The sequence below is a fragment of the Acinetobacter sp. YH01024 genome (assembly GCF_013420195.1).
GTDB classification, from domain to species: Bacteria; Pseudomonadota; Gammaproteobacteria; order Pseudomonadales; family Moraxellaceae; genus Acinetobacter; species Acinetobacter amyesii.
Window position 1 is genome coordinate 57,646 of record NZ_VOYQ01000019.1, and the last position, 14,943, is coordinate 72,588.

Sequence of the window (14,943 nt, forward strand, 5' to 3'; positions counted from 1 at the left end):
ATCTTAAGCTAAAAGAAAAATATGCAACAGAGTGACCAACGAGCAATGTTCAAAAAAATAGGGCGAAGTATTCTTCATGCCCTATTTAGTGTATTTGTCCTCTGCTCTTCGATTTGGCTCTGTGCCGCCCTGTGGATACAGCAACCGGCAGGCTGGTTAGGCAGCCGCATTATCATTGGGATCTGGATTGCTTTCGCCCTGAGCATTTTAGGCATCTATATTACCCAACACTTTTTTAGCCGTCGTAAAGATGTCTTGATTTATATTGTGGGCTTTATCTGTGGTCTATTTTGGTATTTTGGCATGGAAGCGCGTCAAGATCGTGAATGGAATCCTGAAGTAGCTGAAATTCTACATTATGAAAAGCAAGGTAATCTCGTCACCTTACACAATGTGCGTAATTTCGACTGGCATGCCGATGGTAGCTTTACCCCGCGTTGGGAAACTCGCCAATATGACCTGAGTCAAATCAATGGCGTCAACATCATTACCTCGTATTGGATGGGGCCGCAAATTGCCCATACACTGGTCACTTTTGATTTTGCTGACCGACCACCGCTGACGTTTTCGATTGAAATTCGCAAAGAGAAAAATGAAGAATTCTCTGCGATTGGTGGTTTTTTCCGTAAATATGAACTGAGCCTCATTGCATCAGATGAAAAAGATATTATCTATACCCGCAGCAATACACGCGGAGAACAGGTCTATTTCTTCCCCGTAAACATGCCAAAATCTGAAATGCAGGCGCTGTTTATTGAATATCTACATAAAGCCGATGAACTGCAGACTCAACCCAAATGGTACAACACACTCACTAGTAATTGTACAACACTGGTGTTTGACATGATTCAAGCGGTTTCCAAACATCAACTTCCAACCGATTACCGCTTATTTGCATCCGGTTATTTGCCGAATTATTTGCACGACCTCCATGCCATAGACCAAAATTGGGATATGAAAACATGGTATCAAAAAGCCCATGTTAACCCCCGCGTCTCTCAAATTAAGCAACTGAGCAGTGAACAATATTCGAAGTTAATCCGACAAGGTTTGCCGCATTCACAGTCTAATCCAAGCGCCAATCAATTGTAATTCTTAAATATTGATACAAATATGGCTAGCTTATCTGTGCGATATTTGCTTAGATAATTGAAATGCTTCCACGGGGAAATTCCGATGCTAAAACAAATATTTGTTGCTGCAACTTTGGTTTCAACTTTAGTGGTGACAGGCTGTGAAAGCATGCCTGCACAAGACAACACCATAACTGAAAATTTAAACCTATTACAAAACCGTACTTGGATTGCCACTCAGATTGGCAACACCCCAATCAAAACAGCACCCAATGCGCATAATATTCCAAGCATTCAATTCGATGCGGCTTCAAAACGTGTCTCAGGTGCAGACGGCTGTAATCGTATAATGGGTGGCTATAATGCTGGCAAAGACACCATAACGTTTGGCCCGATTGCATCGACACAAATGGCTTGTCTCAATAACAATGGGCTAGAGCGACAGTACCATGCAGCACTCGAAAAGGTAACGCATTATCAAGTTTTTGGAAAAACCTTGAAATTGCTAGACCGTCACGGCAATTTATTAATTCAATATGAAAGCGCTGTTCAACCGCGTTAAATCATTTTAAAAGTCTGCTTCGGCAGACTTTTTTATTCACTGTTCAGTCATGCCAGAGACATTTAATGCACATAAACTAGTGATTAGTATACAGACGTACATTGCAGTTTTTAGCTATAACCCCATATTAAACATCAGGGAACAAAATAGGATTTCACTATGCAACAAGCGGTATTTGGTGGTGGGTGCTTTTGGTGTATAGAAGCAGTTTTTCTACAACTAAAGGGCGTGCAAACAGTCGTCAGTGGTTATGCAGGGGGAGTTACTCAGCATCCGAGCTATGAGCAAATTTGTGAGGGGAATACCCAACATGCAGAAGTCATTCAGATCAATTTTGATGACAGCCAAATCAGTTTTAGCCAATTGCTGGATGTATTTTTCGCAACCCACGATCCAACCACGCTGAATCGTCAAGGCAATGATGTCGGCACACAGTATCGCTCAGTGATTTTCTATCAGGACGATTCACAAAAGCAAATCGCTGAACACCGTATTGAAGAATTAAAAGCTGAAGGCATCAATATCGTGACTGAACTCAGTCCAATGCCGACCTTCTACCCTGCCGAAGAATATCATCAGAACTTCTTTGCGCGTAACCCAAACCAAGGCTACTGTAATTTTTCAATACCACCTAAACTCATGAAATTACGTAGCAAATTTCAAGAGCTACTCAAATCTGAATGATCTAATTGTACGACGTCTTTTCGAAATAGAGACATAAAAAAAGCGACATTTCAGTCGCTTTTTTTAGTTATCTTTGCTCAGTGCTTAGTTATCACTGGCAAAGGCGATATCGCTGAGTCCGGCTCCACTCGCACGCGACATCACTTGTGCAACTGTGTCATAACGTGATTCTTTATCGGCTTTTAATACCAATGCAGGCTTACGTTCTTGCTGACCAGCTGTATTTAGACGACTTTCTAAATCTTCGAGCGTGACAATATCACCATTCCAAGCAATATCACCCGCTGAGTTAATGCTGATGGTTACGCTTTCAGTTGGCAGATCAATCACTTCTGCAGTCGTTTGTGGCAAGGTTAATGGAATTGATGGGTTGGCAACAGTCGCAGTCACCAAGAAGATGATCATCAATACCAACATAATATCGATGAGCGGAATGAGGTTCATCTCATTCATGCCAGCATCGTTGTCTTCACCCAATTGAAAAGCCATTAAGCTTGACCTCCAGCTAAACTTTGCTGTGCAGTTTTCACGTCTTCTTTCTTCGCTGCAGAATCTTGTTGCAACATCGTGTCAATCAATAAACCATGTGCTTGATCTTGCAATTCATTCGACAGTGTACGGTTAAAACGAACACAAATGTTATAAGCCAATACCGCAGGAATCGCCACAGCCAAACCAAGACCCGTCATGATCAAGGCTTCACCGACTGGAGTTGCCACTTGCGCTAAACCCGCTTGACCGCTTTTACCCACTGCTACAAGGGCATGGAAAATACCCCACACTGTACCGAACAAACCTACGAACGGTGCAATTGAAGCAATCGTACCCAATACAGATACGCCTTTTTCAGCATTAGCTTTTTCTACCGAAATTTGACGTAGTAATGCTTGTTCAGCCACAGCCTTACGTTGTTCAAAAGCCAAAGGAGCAAATTTCGCTTTCAGTTTGCTTAGTGCATCTGCAAGGTGGTTATACGCCACTTGTTTGAGCTGACGTGTGCCCATAATACGAAGAACGAAGATCGTCCAAGTCGCAATCGACATTGCAAGTAACACGAAATACAGTGTTTTGCTGACTGCATCTGCATGTTGCCAATAAACTGAAAAGTTCATATTCGAACTCCTAATGGGTTAGCCGGAATCTTAATTAAGTTTAAAGTTGAATGGTTGATCAACTCGCGTCGGAGTTGCCACACCATTATCAATATATTTGGATAAACGTGCACGCTTCACTGCATCAGTCACTTTACGGTTTACAGCAGCGCCACAAGTCGAGTTTTTAATCGTTGCTGATTCGACTTTACCTTCAGCACTTGCAGCAATCGCAACTTCAACTGTACACGACGCTTTTAATTCACCATTTTCAAATTGAACATTCGGTTTCTTAATCCAACTGACACCATTACCAATGCTCACAGTTTTAGGTGTCGGTGGCGCAGGTGGTGCTGGAGGCGCAGGTGGTGGTGCAACAGGTGCCGGAGGTGTTGGTTCAACACGAACGACTTTCGTTTCAGAAACCACAGTTGAAACAACAGGTGTTGGTGGTACGTTTTTGACCGCTTCAACAGTTGGTTTCGGCGCATCTTTCTTTTTCACCTGTTCCAGTTTTTCCACTTTCTTCGGTGGAGGTGGTAAAGGCTTATCTACAATTTTAACTTCTTTTGGCTTTGGTGGCTCTTTCTTCGGTTCTGGTTTTGGCTTCGGAGGTTCTGGTTTTTTCTCTTCAACAATCTTCACAAAGCGAACTTTAATCGGATCTTTTTCGATCAGTTTAAGTTCTGGTGCTTTCATATTGCTGACCGCCCACAATACCCCCATATGCCCTACCACAACAGCGAGAAGCGCAGTAATGATTTTCTTTTTCATCGGGTTAGGTGATTGCATCATTGGAGCGGGAGATTGACTCATTAAACTCAGTTACCTTGAAGAAGCGATTGCATTTATTTTGTCAAAAATACAATCATGCTCATCGGTTAGCACAATTAAAGTACGGCAATAATAAATGAGAAGTGTTTTCATTTGCAACTATTAATTCGTCAGTTTTAATGACTTTTTTTAATCATAATATAAAAAAGGCATACCTAAAGTATGCCTTTTTTATTCAAAAATTCATCTCGTTTTATTGAAATACAACAGTTTTATTACCATCGACAATAATACGATCTTCAAGATGCCATTTGACTGCACGTGCGAGCACATTACGCTCTACGTCCTGACCTAACTCGCGCAATTGCTCAACAGTAAAGTCGTGACTTACACGCTCTACGTCTTGCTCAATAATCGGCCCTTGGTCAAGATCAGCAGTCACATAGTGCGCTGTCGCACCAATCAACTTCACACCTTTTTCATGCGCTTGTTTATATGGGTTCGCACCAACAAAGGCTGGGAGGAATGAATGGTGAATGTTAATCACTTTCATTTCCCATTTTTGAACAAATTCTTCGTCTAAAATTTGCATATAACGAGCAAGAACCAATAAATCATTGCCTTGCATCAATTGATCAATTTGCTCATAAGCTTCACGTTTGTTTTCTTTGTTCACGGGAACCACTTCAAACGGAATACCGAAATTTTCTACAGATTCACGTAAAGCATCGTGATTAGACACGACTTTGGTGATTTCACATGGCAAACCACCACGTGCATGACGCCATAACAGTTCAAGCAAAGCATGGTCAACTTTAGACACCAAGATACCGACTTTCTTCACATCACTGACTAAGGCTAAACGCCAGTGCATGTTGTAACGCTCAGCAACATTGCTCGCAAATGTTTGAGTTAGACTTTCTTTACGGCTTTGTAAATTGTCCAATTCGAACTCAACACGCATGAAGTATCGCCCCCCTTGAGCTTCAGTCGCGTATTGATCAAGTGCGGTAATATTTGCTCCCTGATGATACAAAAAGCTCGATACAGCTTGCACAATCCCTGGTTTATCTTCACAGGTAATGAGTAAGCGTGCTGTGTTAGCGGTCGACATATTCATGTTGGTTTATATCACTAATCAGTTAAATTGAAAAAATAGCCGAGTATTCTAACGCTTTTTAAAGCCAGACTAAATAGTCTTATTCAGTAACCTGATGCTTTACGTTTGAAAGACTTGCAAATAAGTCCGACGGCCCTAAAGTTTCGAGCAGTCGCTCATAGGTTTCACGGCTTTCACCACGTAGATATGCGCCTTCTAAGAACACCATTTGTCGCAGTGCTTGCCACACCCACTTTTCTTCCAAAGTATTGGAGTCGGTAATATGGCCCGACATATAAAGGAAGTTGGTCCAGTTGGTCAGCACGATCCACAAGTTAATGGTTAAGGCCTCAATTTCAGAATCGGTCATCTGCATTAAGCCTGCGTCAACAAAGGCACGATAAATTTTCTGCCCTTGTTGCATAACTTGACCGGCAAAACGTGGATACATTTTGCGGAAATCTTCATTATTTTCGACCAAGTGATAAACATCACGATGTAAAAAGCGATAAGCCCATAATTGGCTACTTAACACTTGGAAATAGCGAATTTTATCATTGGCATCAAGCTGACGATCATCAGGAAGCGCTAACATTTCTAGCGTTTCATGCTGATATTGCTCCATTAATTCCTTAATAATTTCACTTTTATTTCGGAAATGGTAATACAAGTTACCTGGGCTCATTCCCAGTTCAGCAGCAATATGATTGGTTGTCACTGAACGCTCGCTACGCTCATTAAACAACTGCAAACTCAGCTGCAAAATACGTTCTTTCGTTTTTAAGGTTTTGGTGTGAGACATCCTAAAACAACCATTTATTTCAAAGCATTAGAACACTAACACATAAAGTAACTTGACTATTTAGAGTATTTACTCTAAAAATTAATTAATCGCTAATTTGGATATGGTCGTGCGACATGAATAGTCAGACAAAAACAACTTCAATGACACCACATTCTTTTGATCAGCAGCATCTCAACAATATGTTGGAACAGCAGAAACAAGCGTATTTACGTTACCCATTGCCTACAGCGAAGGAACGTATTGATCGTTTGGCTCGGCTTAAGCGTATCTTAGTTAAGTATCAAGATCAATTTGCTGATGCAATTAATCAAGACTATGGTAACCGTTCTATTGGTGAAACCAAGATTGGTGAGTTACTTACATGTCTTGAACACATTAAATATTATAGCAAGCATTTGACAGACTGGATGAAACCATCCAAACGCCATGTCGGAATTATTCACCAACCTGCAAAAGCATGGGTGCAATATCAACCGCTTGGTGTCGTCGGCATTATTACGCCATGGAACTACCCACTGCTTCTTTCTATAGGCCCACTGATTTGTGCTTTGGCTGCGGGCAACCATGCCATGATCAAAATTTCGAGTGCCTCTGCGGCATTCGGTGATGTGCTAGAAAAAGCTCTCGCAGAAGCATTTCCTCAAGAATTGGTCGCAGTCGTCAACGGTGGTGGCCCAATTTCAGATGCGTTTAGTCACCTTGCCTTCGACAAAATGATTTTTACTGGCTCGACCAATGTCGGTAAAACCGTCATGGCGGCAGCGTCTGAAAACTTAGTTCCGGTGATTTTAGAATTAGGCGGAAAGTCACCTGTATTGGTTCATCCGTCTATTGACCTTGCAGATGTCGCACAGCGTCTTGCGGTTGGTAAACTTTGGAATGCAGGTCAAACTTGTGTTGCACCTGACTATGTGTTCTTACCTCGTGGTAAAACAGCTGAATTTTTAGATCACTATAAAGTGTGCGTTGAAGCCATGTACCCAAGTATTGCCCAAAATCAGGACTACACCTCGATTATTAATGACAAGCAGTACAACCGCCTACAAGGTTATTTAGAAGATGCGCGTGATCAAGGCGCACAAATCATCAGTTTTAACCCACAAAATGAAGATGTGGACGCTGTACGTAAAATTGCACCGACTGTTTTAACGGGTGTCACTCCAGACATGCAAATTATGCAGCATGAAATCTTCGGTCCGATCCTTCCGATCATGGAATATGATCAAATTGACGAGGTTATTGCTTTTATTAATAGCCGTCCTCGTCCACTTGCTTTATACTATTTCGACTTTGATCAGGCACGTGCCGACTATGTCGCAACACGTACCCATTCAGGACATTTCGGACAAAACACGGTATTAACCCATGTTGCTCAAGATGACCTGCCGTTTGGCGGTGTGGGGGCTTCGGGTATGGGGAAATATCATGGTCCAGAAGGTTTCTTCAGTTTGTCGCATGAACGCTCGGTGATGTCGAATCCAAAACTCTATAGTTTGAAATTCATTCTTCCACCGTTCAATAAGCCGATCCACAAACTGATTTCGAAGACACTTCTTCGATAAACGATCAAGGCATGAACGATCACACTAGGTGATCGTTCGTTTTATGCAAAATCGCTTGTCTTTTAAGCGCATTTTTGATATAAAACGCCCCTTGAATGAATTCAATGTTTTTTTTGACTGGCCATACAGATTTGCTGTTGGCTAAATCAATGGAGTTACACCATGTCTAAGGTTTGCCAAGTTACCGGCAAGCGTCCAGTCGTTGGTAACAACGTCTCACACGCCAACAACAAAACTAAACGCCGGTTCGAGCCGAACCTGCATCACCACCGTTTTTGGTTAGAAAGCGAAAAACGTTTCGTACGTCTTCGTCTAACTACTAAAGGTATGCGTATTATCGACAAATTGGGCATCGAAAAGGTTGTTGCTGACCTACGTGCTCAAGGTCAAAAGATCTAAGGAGCTACGAACATGCGTGATAAAATTCGCCTAGTTTCTTCTGCTGGTACAGGTTATTTCTACACTACCACTAAGAACAAACGTACTATGCCGGAAAAAATGGAAATCAAAAAATTTGATCCAAAAATCCGTCAACACGTAATCTTCAAAGAAGCTAAAATCAAATAATTTTAGTTTTTTGAAAAAAACGACCTACTTAGGTCGTTTTTTTTTGCATTTTTTTTATTCGAATTGCTAAACTTTCAAAATGCTTTTTGGCACTTTTTGTGCTTGTCTTTTTTACCCTTAACTTAGGCTTAAGGAGTTTTTAGTGCCTCATGATGTAGAACTCATAATATTACTTGCTGTTGGCTTTGGTTTTGCCTTAATTTTTGGCTATATTGCTGCACGCCTGCGACTTCCTCCCCTTATCGGCTATCTGATTGCCGGTATTATTATTAGCCCAAACACACCTGGGGTAGTTGGCGATATCCATCTCGCTAACCAATTGGCCGAACTCGGTGTCATGTTCCTGATGTTTGGCGTGGGTATGCACTTTTCACTCAATGATTTGATGCAAGTCCGTCGTATTGCCCTCCCGGGTGCCATTTTACAAATTGCAGTGGCGACCTTACTCGGTATGGGAATTTCCATGCTTTGGGGCTGGAGCATGGGCTCAGCCTTAGTGTTTGGCTTAAGTTTGTCGTGTGCAAGTACTGTCGTTCTACTCAAAGCCTTAGGTGATCGCGGCTTACTCAACTCCGTCAATGGTAAAATTGCCGTGGGTTGGCTCTTGGTTGAAGACTTGGTGATGGTTTTGGTCCTGGTCCTTCTGCCTGCTACTGCCGTACTGCTTGGCGGCCAACCGCTCACAGAAAGCAGTGCTGATGAAAATATTTGGCTGACCTTAGGTCTAACTTTACTCAAAGTTGCTGGCTTTATTGCCTTCATGCTGATCATTGGTAAACGTTTAGTGCCAATGATTATGCAAGTGGTTGCACGCTTAGGCTCACGTGAATTATTCACGCTCACTGTGGTTGCAGCAGCCGTGTCTATTGCCTTTGGTGCCTACAAGGTATTTGGTGTATCCATGGCACTGGGCGCATTTTTTGCCGGTATGGTGGTCAAAGAGTCTGACTTTAGTCACCGTGCAGAAGAAGAAACCCTTCCGCTTCGTGAAATTTTTTCGATTCTGTTTTTCGTCTCCGTCGGCATGCTGTTTGATCCACGGATCTTGATTGAACAACCGCTTCACGTCTTAGCTGTGGTCGGTATTATCATGATTGGTAAGACCATCGCTGCAATAGCATTAGTATTGTTCTTCCGCTACCCCATCAATACCGCATTAACCGTTGGGGCAAGCTTGGCGCAAATTGGTGAGTTCTCATTTATTTTGGCGACCTTGGGTGTATCTCTAAACCTCCTTTCTATGGAAGGACAAAACCTGATACTGGCAGGTGCATTAATCTCGATTACACTCAACTCATTTGTATTTTCTGCAATCGAGCCTATGCAGCGACTCATCCGTGAGCGCTCGAATTTGGCCCGTTTACTGGAACGTAGTAGTGACCCATTAGCCATGTTGCCTGATGAGGTCTCACAGGATTATCTACGTGATCAGGTGGTACTGATTGGTCATGGTGAAGTCGGTCGTCGCATTACCCGTGAATTAATGAATGAAAACATTAAAGTGGTTATTGCTGAAGAAAATCGTGAAATCGTGGAAAACTTACGGGAAAAAGGCATCGCTGCGGTATCCGGTGTGGCAACAGAACCCGGCGTTTTAATTCAAGCCCATATTCAACACGCACGCCTTTTGGTCATTTCACCTATGGATATTTTAGATATTCATAAAATTGTCGACATTGCCAAAATGCTGAATCCGTCTATCCAAGTATTGGTTTGTGCGGAAAGCAAAGAAGAAGCTGAAGTCATTCGTCGCGACAATGTCGGTGAGGTTTATTATGCCAAAGAGGAAATGGCGAAAAATATGAGCAATCATATTTTAAATCAAATCCAAATTGCCCATCATCAAACACCGACACACTAAGTGCCTAAATAAAACGCTTAGGGGCAATACAAAAAAGGCGATGCATTTAAGCATCGCCTTTTTTAAACTGATAAAATTCAGCATTTTCAAAATTACAAATAATTGAATTTAAAATATATATTGATAAAATTAGCACCAAACAAAGCATCATTTTAAAAACTTCAAACAAGATAAACATGTTCAGTCTCTATTTAGGCTTTGCCATTATTTTAATTGGCGGTCTGGGCTTTCTCATCGCTGCATTTAAAACCAGTATTTTATGGGGACTGGGCTGTCTATTGTTTTATCCCATTTCCATCGTCTTTCTGATTTTGTATTGGCAAGATGCCAAAAATCCATTTTTCTTACAGCTCATCGGGGTCTTCATTGTATTTTTAGGATCGATGCTGATCTCACCTGCTGAATTGGGCAAAGTCTAAGTGCCATTTTGAGTATAAAAAAACGCACCAAAAGGTGCGTTTTCATCAACATGATCCACAAAATCAGCAGCTATATGATTAGCTCATATATTTTGGCTTTTCATCAACCACTTCGGCATGCCATTCATCCACTTGTTTTTCTAACAAACCAAACAATGCAGCCTGAATCATTTGCTGAGCGATCACACTCATTTGATCGCCCAAAATATTGCGTAATTCTTCATTGAATTGGATAGTCACCAAAGGCTCTTTTTCTGAGCCTGCATTACGCAATGCCAACTCACCACCTTCCAATTGAACCAGCTCTAAAATTGCTTCCTGGTTCCCAAAGAGTTCTTTCAACTGTTCTATAGACATATATCCCTCCATGCGCAACATGGTGATAAAGGCATCTGCACTTTGTATTACTTAGATAATCTTATATCGGGTTAAATAAATTTATTTCAAGTAGCAATAGTCCGATTAGAATTCCACCATCTCGTTACGAAATCCATCAATCAATTGGGTTAGATCACGATGCCATTCACGCAAAATAGCGGTATCTGGCAACCATGCTTGTGGTGTTTGGGTAACTTTAATAATTAAATTTGAAGACGTTTCATCTTCTGGCTCTGGTGCAGACGGTTCAGGTGCATACTGACACATACGATGTGCGCGTTTCAGCTCTGCAATAAAGCCCTGCTTTGCCAATTGCTGCATAACAGTCACTTCAGGTGATACCTGACCTTTTTCAGCCATCAGCGTTTCAATCGACTTTAACGTGGGCGCAGGCTCATTTAAACGATAGTAACGCACCAACTCTTGTAAAAACGCAAGTACTGCACCATGCAAATGAAAAACCGCTGCTTCGCGATAAGCCTGAGCTTGTTGAACATGATCGGTCTGCTCGGCTTGCTGACATGCAAGACGGCTAAAATATAACTTTTGATTGGTACGATCAGCATGAAAGCGAGCAACACGAGACATGAACAATTCCCTAAATTTTGGCGTTTTTCTACATGAATAAGCTTAAACGGATTTTTAGGAAATTCACAATAAATATTATGGATGATCGATTTCAATTAAATAAATGTCACGCTTGGCAGGAACAGGCATATCCCAATCAATCATCCTGATATTTTCCAGACGCCAAGCCCAGTACCCTGCTGCCCAATATGTCGCCTGCGCTTGCTCTACCTCTGTTTCAGTCCATGCATGAACGTCATATACATCGACCTTCGCCACTGCACGTCCAATATCTTCATCTCCGCTTTCATGTAAGTAGCGTTGATTTTCCACGATCACTAAATCTTTTAAAGGCAAATGTTCGGGCTGCCATGAGCGGACTTCAAGCGTTTTAAGCCCACACGCAATGTTCGAACCAGATGGCGCAACAATAGACAAAGCCGAGTAGCGTTTTTTCATAGATCACCGATAAAAAAAGGAGCGTTACGCTCCTTTTTAAATTTATGCTTTAGGCTTATCTTCAGCCGCTTTTACGCGAATACCCGCACCTTTGACTTTCAAAGTATTCAGGCCTTTAATCGCTTTTACAGCTTCACGACCATTTGGCATTTCGACAAAACCAAACCCTTTCGATTTACCTGTGCTTGCATCCATAACAACAACAGCAGACTCTACTGCGCCAAATGGTTTAAACAGTTCAACCAATTCTGCTTCAGTAACTGAACGCTCTAAGTTACGTACTAAAATTTTCATTCAATCTTCCAAATAGACAGCATCATCAAAAAGCATTTGTCTATTTTGCTTTTTAACTTGCATGTAAATCACGTCAAAAATCTATTTTAATCGAGATCGATACCAAAATCTAAATTAATCGATTTTCTTTCGATTAAGGCACTTTTTACGGTTTGCTGACGGGTTTTATAGTGTGTTTCCAAACTACATAAATTTCGAGTTAAATCATTCATAAAGTAACTTTCTACTTTACGGCCTTGCTCATCGACAGTTTCACGTGCCCAGTGGTTCAAGTTTTGCTTGGTCAAAATCAATTCATTTTGCGCACGTGTCAGCGCCACATATAACACGCGACGTTCTTCTTCCACTTCATCGAAATTACCTTGGGCACGTGCATGTGGATATTGCCCTGGTGTGACATTCGCCACATAACAGACTTTTTGCTCCGTTCCTTTTGCCGAATGAATGGTAATTAAAGTCACGACATCACTGTCAGATTGGCGTTCAATTTCAGAAATGGAAACTGGATCAAGGACATATTCTTCTAAGAATTCACTCAACTGCGTATGTTTGGATGCCAATTGTTTCACCAGATCAAAATCACCGACACGGCGATTCCAATCTTTTTTATAGTTCTCTTCCAGCTGCTCAGAAATCGCTTGAACAGCCAAGCTTACACATTCTTTGACCTGATCTTTCAACACCGACATTTGCTTCATCATCAGAATCGCTTGGTCAGGCACTTTGCCAAATTTTTCCAACTTGGTTGCAATGGCTTGCATTTCTGGCTCAAGTAAAATCTGCTGCGATAACTTACTCGCACCGACATCACCCACACCATTCCACAAGGTTAAAAAGCGCATCCACGCGATATCATCTAAAGGATTGGCCACTACACGCAGCACACTGAGCAAGTCTTTTACATGGGCTGTTTCAAGTAATTTCATGCCGCCAATAAAGCGATACGGCACGTTTGCGGCAATACAAGCTGCTTCAATATGACGGGCGGCAAAGCTTGAACGCACAAGCACCATATGATCCGACCATTTGCTGCCTTCGAGGTAATGACGCTCTTTAATGTCGATGGCAATCCATTTGGCTTCATCAAACTCATTCGGGAAAATATGCATTTTCGGCTTAATCCCTTCACCACGATAGGCATCTAAGCGTTTGTCATATTTAATTTCGCTTTCATCCAACAACCAATTCGACAGGTCTAAAATTTCTTGGGTTGAACGATAATTTTTTTCAAGTTTAAAAATCTGTGCGTCGGGTACCCGCTCTTTGAAATGATGAATATTTTCAAAGTCTGCACCACGGAAGCCGTAAATGGACTGTGCATCATCGCCGACACAGAACAAGCTGACACGTTCCTTTAGTGGCTCAAGTAACGCCCATTGCAGCGGATTGGTATCCTGCATTTCATCAACCAACATGTAGCGACAAATCGAAGCGACATAATCGACCAGTCCATCTGATTCCGCCAAGGCTTTTGCCACAATTGCCAAGATATCGTCATAATCTAAAAAACTACGCGCACGTTTACGGGCTTCGTATTCTTTCATGATATCCGCGATTTGATCTTTCAACGCAAAATACTCAGGCATTTGCTTTTCCATGGCAATGCTGAGTTTTTGGCGCGTATTCCGTGCAAAGGAATACAGATCACAGAGTTCTTTCGGCTTAGGCAAGTGATTGGGGTTTTTCTTATCATCACGACCACGAATCAGGCGGAACATCATGAGCTGATCATCACGATCAATAACCGAAAACTGCTCTAGGCCAAAGGCTTTTGGAATGCGGCGCAATAGGTACATACAAAAGGTGTGAAAGGTTGATGCACGTAACCCTTTGGCTTGCTCACCCAGAGCCAGCTCCACACGAGCGACAATTTCACTGGCCGCACGGCGAGTAAAAGTCAAAATTTGAATTTGATTGGCAGGCACGCCTTGATCAATTAAATAAGCTGCACGCGCCACGATGGTTTTGGTTTTACCACAACCTGCTCCTGCCAAAACCAAGCTATGCTGTGCTTCTGTTGTTGCGGCTTGTTTTTGTTGAGGATTTAATTCATCAATCAGGTTGGCTAAACTCATGGTGTCTCATCGTGCTATGTGAGTTGGTAGTTTAACAGAGCTATAGATAAATTATGAGTTTTACAATCTAGTAAGAAATCTTGATTACCAACAAAGTGCAACACTTTATAGAATTAATTTCATTTAATAATGCCACTTGCTATCGAAAGTTTTTCAATAGTTTCGCAGTTTTTTTCAAAAGTCGTTCCTGATAAATTCTGAATTGCTAGTTGAAAAGGTAATATTTCATTTTTCAAATTATTTGCTAGATGCCCAGCATCTTGAATCTGTTTATTTTCTAAAGCTAATTTATACATTGCAAGTTTTGAGTCCCAAACCTTACATGTTAATAAATTGCTTTTTACAGTTGCCTCAAACGAACTTTCAGAATTTAACTTCTTTAGTGCTGCCTGATCTCTAGCAAGTTCATTTTTATAATTCTTATAATTTACATTAAATTCCGCTTCAGAAATTCTTTCTGCATAAATCGGTGTGCTCATAAACACTATTGAGAGAATTATTATTGGTTTCATAAATTTCATTTGTTTAATAATTAAAGAAAAACAATAGATCTCTTTCATAAATCAAAAAACGATCTTCTTTTTGGTTAATATTTGCACTCCGGATTTCTTAGCATTCGTGCATAATCTGCGGATGAAATACATCGATTCAAACAAGCTTTCTGATCCTCAGT

Annotated in this window: 19 protein-coding genes; 8 read left to right on the forward strand and 11 right to left on the reverse strand. The window is 41.4% G+C overall.

Features of this window, described 5'->3' with window-relative positions:
* The first annotated feature begins 21 nt into the window (after window positions 1-21).
* From FTT88_RS09685 to msrA, 3 genes are all read left to right on the forward strand, one after another.
* Window positions 22-1,092, forward strand: coding sequence for a DUF4105 domain-containing protein (locus tag FTT88_RS09685; RefSeq protein WP_180004563.1), 1,071 nt, complete (start codon window positions 22-24; stop codon window positions 1,090-1,092).
* Between the two features lie 84 nt (window positions 1,093-1,176).
* The gene (locus FTT88_RS09690; RefSeq protein ID WP_180004564.1) at window positions 1,177-1,635 is read left to right on the forward strand and encodes an META domain-containing protein; all 459 of its coding nucleotides are present in this window, start codon (window positions 1,177-1,179) and stop codon (window positions 1,633-1,635) included.
* 159 nt (window positions 1,636-1,794) lie between these two features.
* Window positions 1,795-2,319 carry a peptide-methionine (S)-S-oxide reductase MsrA gene (msrA, locus tag FTT88_RS09695; protein ID WP_180004565.1) on the forward strand — a complete coding sequence of 175 codons (525 nt, stop codon included), beginning with the start codon at window positions 1,795-1,797 and terminating at the stop codon, window positions 2,317-2,319.
* Between the two features lie 84 nt (window positions 2,320-2,403).
* On the opposite strand, the gene FTT88_RS09700 is transcribed toward msrA, so the two are convergent.
* The 5 genes from FTT88_RS09700 to FTT88_RS09720 form a co-directional block, all read right to left on the reverse strand.
* The gene (locus FTT88_RS09700) at window positions 2,404-2,808 is read right to left on the reverse strand and encodes a biopolymer transporter ExbD (RefSeq protein WP_078192724.1); all 405 of its coding nucleotides are present in this window, start codon (window positions 2,806-2,808) and stop codon (window positions 2,404-2,406) included.
* On the reverse strand, window positions 2,808-3,431 hold the full coding sequence (locus FTT88_RS09705) for a MotA/TolQ/ExbB proton channel family protein (protein WP_168377886.1): 624 nt from the start codon (window positions 3,429-3,431) through the stop codon (window positions 2,808-2,810). Before FTT88_RS09705 ends, FTT88_RS09700 begins: the two co-directional genes overlap by 1 nt.
* A 30-nt stretch (window positions 3,432-3,461) precedes the next feature.
* Window positions 3,462-4,226 carry a TonB family protein gene (locus tag FTT88_RS09710; RefSeq protein WP_180004566.1) on the reverse strand — a complete coding sequence of 255 codons (765 nt, stop codon included), beginning with the start codon at window positions 4,224-4,226 and terminating at the stop codon, window positions 3,462-3,464.
* Window positions 4,227-4,437: 211 nt separating this feature from the next.
* Window positions 4,438-5,304 (reverse strand): formyltetrahydrofolate deformylase, encoded by an 867-nt coding sequence (gene purU, locus FTT88_RS09715; RefSeq protein ID WP_078192727.1) that lies wholly within the window; start codon window positions 5,302-5,304, stop codon window positions 4,438-4,440.
* Window positions 5,305-5,383: 79 nt separating this feature from the next.
* On the reverse strand, window positions 5,384-6,085 hold the full coding sequence (locus FTT88_RS09720) for a TetR/AcrR family transcriptional regulator (RefSeq protein WP_180004567.1): 702 nt from the start codon (window positions 6,083-6,085) through the stop codon (window positions 5,384-5,386).
* A 116-nt stretch (window positions 6,086-6,201) separates the two neighbouring features.
* Between FTT88_RS09720 and FTT88_RS09725 the strand changes: the two genes are divergently transcribed.
* The 5 genes from FTT88_RS09725 (at window position 6,202) to FTT88_RS09745 (ending at window position 10,497) form a co-directional block, all read left to right on the forward strand.
* Entirely contained in the window at window positions 6,202-7,650 is a 1,449-nt protein-coding gene (locus FTT88_RS09725; protein WP_180004568.1) for a coniferyl aldehyde dehydrogenase, read from the forward strand.
* A 162-nt stretch (window positions 7,651-7,812) separates the two neighbouring features.
* Window positions 7,813-8,049 carry a 50S ribosomal protein L28 gene (gene rpmB / locus FTT88_RS09730; protein ID WP_000048256.1) on the forward strand — a complete coding sequence of 79 codons (237 nt, stop codon included), beginning with the start codon at window positions 7,813-7,815 and terminating at the stop codon, window positions 8,047-8,049.
* Between the two features lie 12 nt (window positions 8,050-8,061).
* Window positions 8,062-8,217, forward strand: coding sequence for a 50S ribosomal protein L33 (gene rpmG / locus FTT88_RS09735; protein ID WP_001205031.1), 156 nt, complete (start codon window positions 8,062-8,064; stop codon window positions 8,215-8,217).
* A 142-nt stretch (window positions 8,218-8,359) separates the two neighbouring features.
* Window positions 8,360-10,078, forward strand: coding sequence for a cation:proton antiporter (locus FTT88_RS09740; protein WP_180004569.1), 1,719 nt, complete (start codon window positions 8,360-8,362; stop codon window positions 10,076-10,078).
* 176 nt (window positions 10,079-10,254) lie between these two features.
* Window positions 10,255-10,497 (forward strand): hypothetical protein, encoded by a 243-nt coding sequence (locus FTT88_RS09745; protein WP_180004570.1) that lies wholly within the window; start codon window positions 10,255-10,257, stop codon window positions 10,495-10,497.
* Between the two features lie 78 nt (window positions 10,498-10,575).
* On the opposite strand, the gene FTT88_RS09750 is transcribed toward FTT88_RS09745, so the two are convergent.
* From FTT88_RS09750 to FTT88_RS09775, 6 genes are all read right to left on the reverse strand, one after another.
* Window positions 10,576-10,854 (reverse strand): hypothetical protein, encoded by a 279-nt coding sequence (locus FTT88_RS09750; protein WP_078192732.1) that lies wholly within the window; start codon window positions 10,852-10,854, stop codon window positions 10,576-10,578.
* Window positions 10,855-10,959: 105 nt separating this feature from the next.
* Entirely contained in the window at window positions 10,960-11,463 is a 504-nt protein-coding gene (locus FTT88_RS09755; RefSeq protein WP_111884067.1) for a DUF6586 family protein, read from the reverse strand.
* 75 nt (window positions 11,464-11,538) lie between these two features.
* Window positions 11,539-11,901 (reverse strand): ASCH domain-containing protein, encoded by a 363-nt coding sequence (locus tag FTT88_RS09760; protein WP_180004571.1) that lies wholly within the window; start codon window positions 11,899-11,901, stop codon window positions 11,539-11,541.
* A 42-nt stretch (window positions 11,902-11,943) separates the two neighbouring features.
* Window positions 11,944-12,195: an RNA-binding protein gene (locus FTT88_RS09765; RefSeq protein WP_078189697.1), complete on the reverse strand. Its 252-nt coding sequence runs from the start codon at window positions 12,193-12,195 to the stop codon at window positions 11,944-11,946.
* Between the two features lie 86 nt (window positions 12,196-12,281).
* On the reverse strand, window positions 12,282-14,270 hold the full coding sequence (locus FTT88_RS09770; protein WP_180004572.1) for an ATP-dependent helicase: 1,989 nt from the start codon (window positions 14,268-14,270) through the stop codon (window positions 12,282-12,284).
* Window positions 14,271-14,389: 119 nt separating this feature from the next.
* Window positions 14,390-14,749 carry a hypothetical protein gene (locus FTT88_RS09775; protein ID WP_180004573.1) on the reverse strand — a complete coding sequence of 120 codons (360 nt, stop codon included), beginning with the start codon at window positions 14,747-14,749 and terminating at the stop codon, window positions 14,390-14,392.
* Between the last annotated feature and the right edge of the window lie 194 nt (window positions 14,750-14,943).

Coding starts and splice junctions, on each gene's coding strand:
- FTT88_RS09770 (WP_180004572.1), bottom strand. CDS start 14,270: ATGAGTTTAGCCAACCTGATTGATGAATTAAATCCTCAACAAAAACAA.
- msrA (WP_180004565.1), top strand. CDS start 1,795: ATGCAACAAGCGGTATTTGGTGGTGGGTGCTTTTGGTGTATAGAAGCA.
- FTT88_RS09720 (WP_180004567.1), bottom strand. CDS start 6,085: ATGTCTCACACCAAAACCTTAAAAACGAAAGAACGTATTTTGCAGCTG.
- rpmG (WP_001205031.1), top strand. CDS start 8,062: ATGCGTGATAAAATTCGCCTAGTTTCTTCTGCTGGTACAGGTTATTTC.
- purU (WP_078192727.1), bottom strand. CDS start 5,304: ATGAATATGTCGACCGCTAACACAGCACGCTTACTCATTACCTGTGAA.
- FTT88_RS09750 (WP_078192732.1), bottom strand. CDS start 10,854: ATGTCTATAGAACAGTTGAAAGAACTCTTTGGGAACCAGGAAGCAATT.
- FTT88_RS09755 (WP_111884067.1), bottom strand. CDS start 11,463: ATGTCTCGTGTTGCTCGCTTTCATGCTGATCGTACCAATCAAAAGTTA.
- FTT88_RS09690 (WP_180004564.1), top strand. CDS start 1,177: ATGCTAAAACAAATATTTGTTGCTGCAACTTTGGTTTCAACTTTAGTG.
- FTT88_RS09725 (WP_180004568.1), top strand. CDS start 6,202: ATGAATAGTCAGACAAAAACAACTTCAATGACACCACATTCTTTTGAT.
- FTT88_RS09775 (WP_180004573.1), bottom strand. CDS start 14,749: ATGAGCACACCGATTTATGCAGAAAGAATTTCTGAAGCGGAATTTAAT.
- rpmB (WP_000048256.1), top strand. CDS start 7,813: ATGTCTAAGGTTTGCCAAGTTACCGGCAAGCGTCCAGTCGTTGGTAAC.
- FTT88_RS09700 (WP_078192724.1), bottom strand. CDS start 2,808: ATGGCTTTTCAATTGGGTGAAGACAACGATGCTGGCATGAATGAGATG.
- FTT88_RS09685 (WP_180004563.1), top strand. CDS start 22: ATGCAACAGAGTGACCAACGAGCAATGTTCAAAAAAATAGGGCGAAGT.
- FTT88_RS09765 (WP_078189697.1), bottom strand. CDS start 12,195: ATGAAAATTTTAGTACGTAACTTAGAGCGTTCAGTTACTGAAGCAGAA.
- FTT88_RS09710 (WP_180004566.1), bottom strand. CDS start 4,226: ATGAGTCAATCTCCCGCTCCAATGATGCAATCACCTAACCCGATGAAA.
- FTT88_RS09745 (WP_180004570.1), top strand. CDS start 10,255: ATGTTCAGTCTCTATTTAGGCTTTGCCATTATTTTAATTGGCGGTCTG.
- FTT88_RS09760 (WP_180004571.1), bottom strand. CDS start 11,901: ATGAAAAAACGCTACTCGGCTTTGTCTATTGTTGCGCCATCTGGTTCG.
- FTT88_RS09705 (WP_168377886.1), bottom strand. CDS start 3,431: ATGAACTTTTCAGTTTATTGGCAACATGCAGATGCAGTCAGCAAAACA.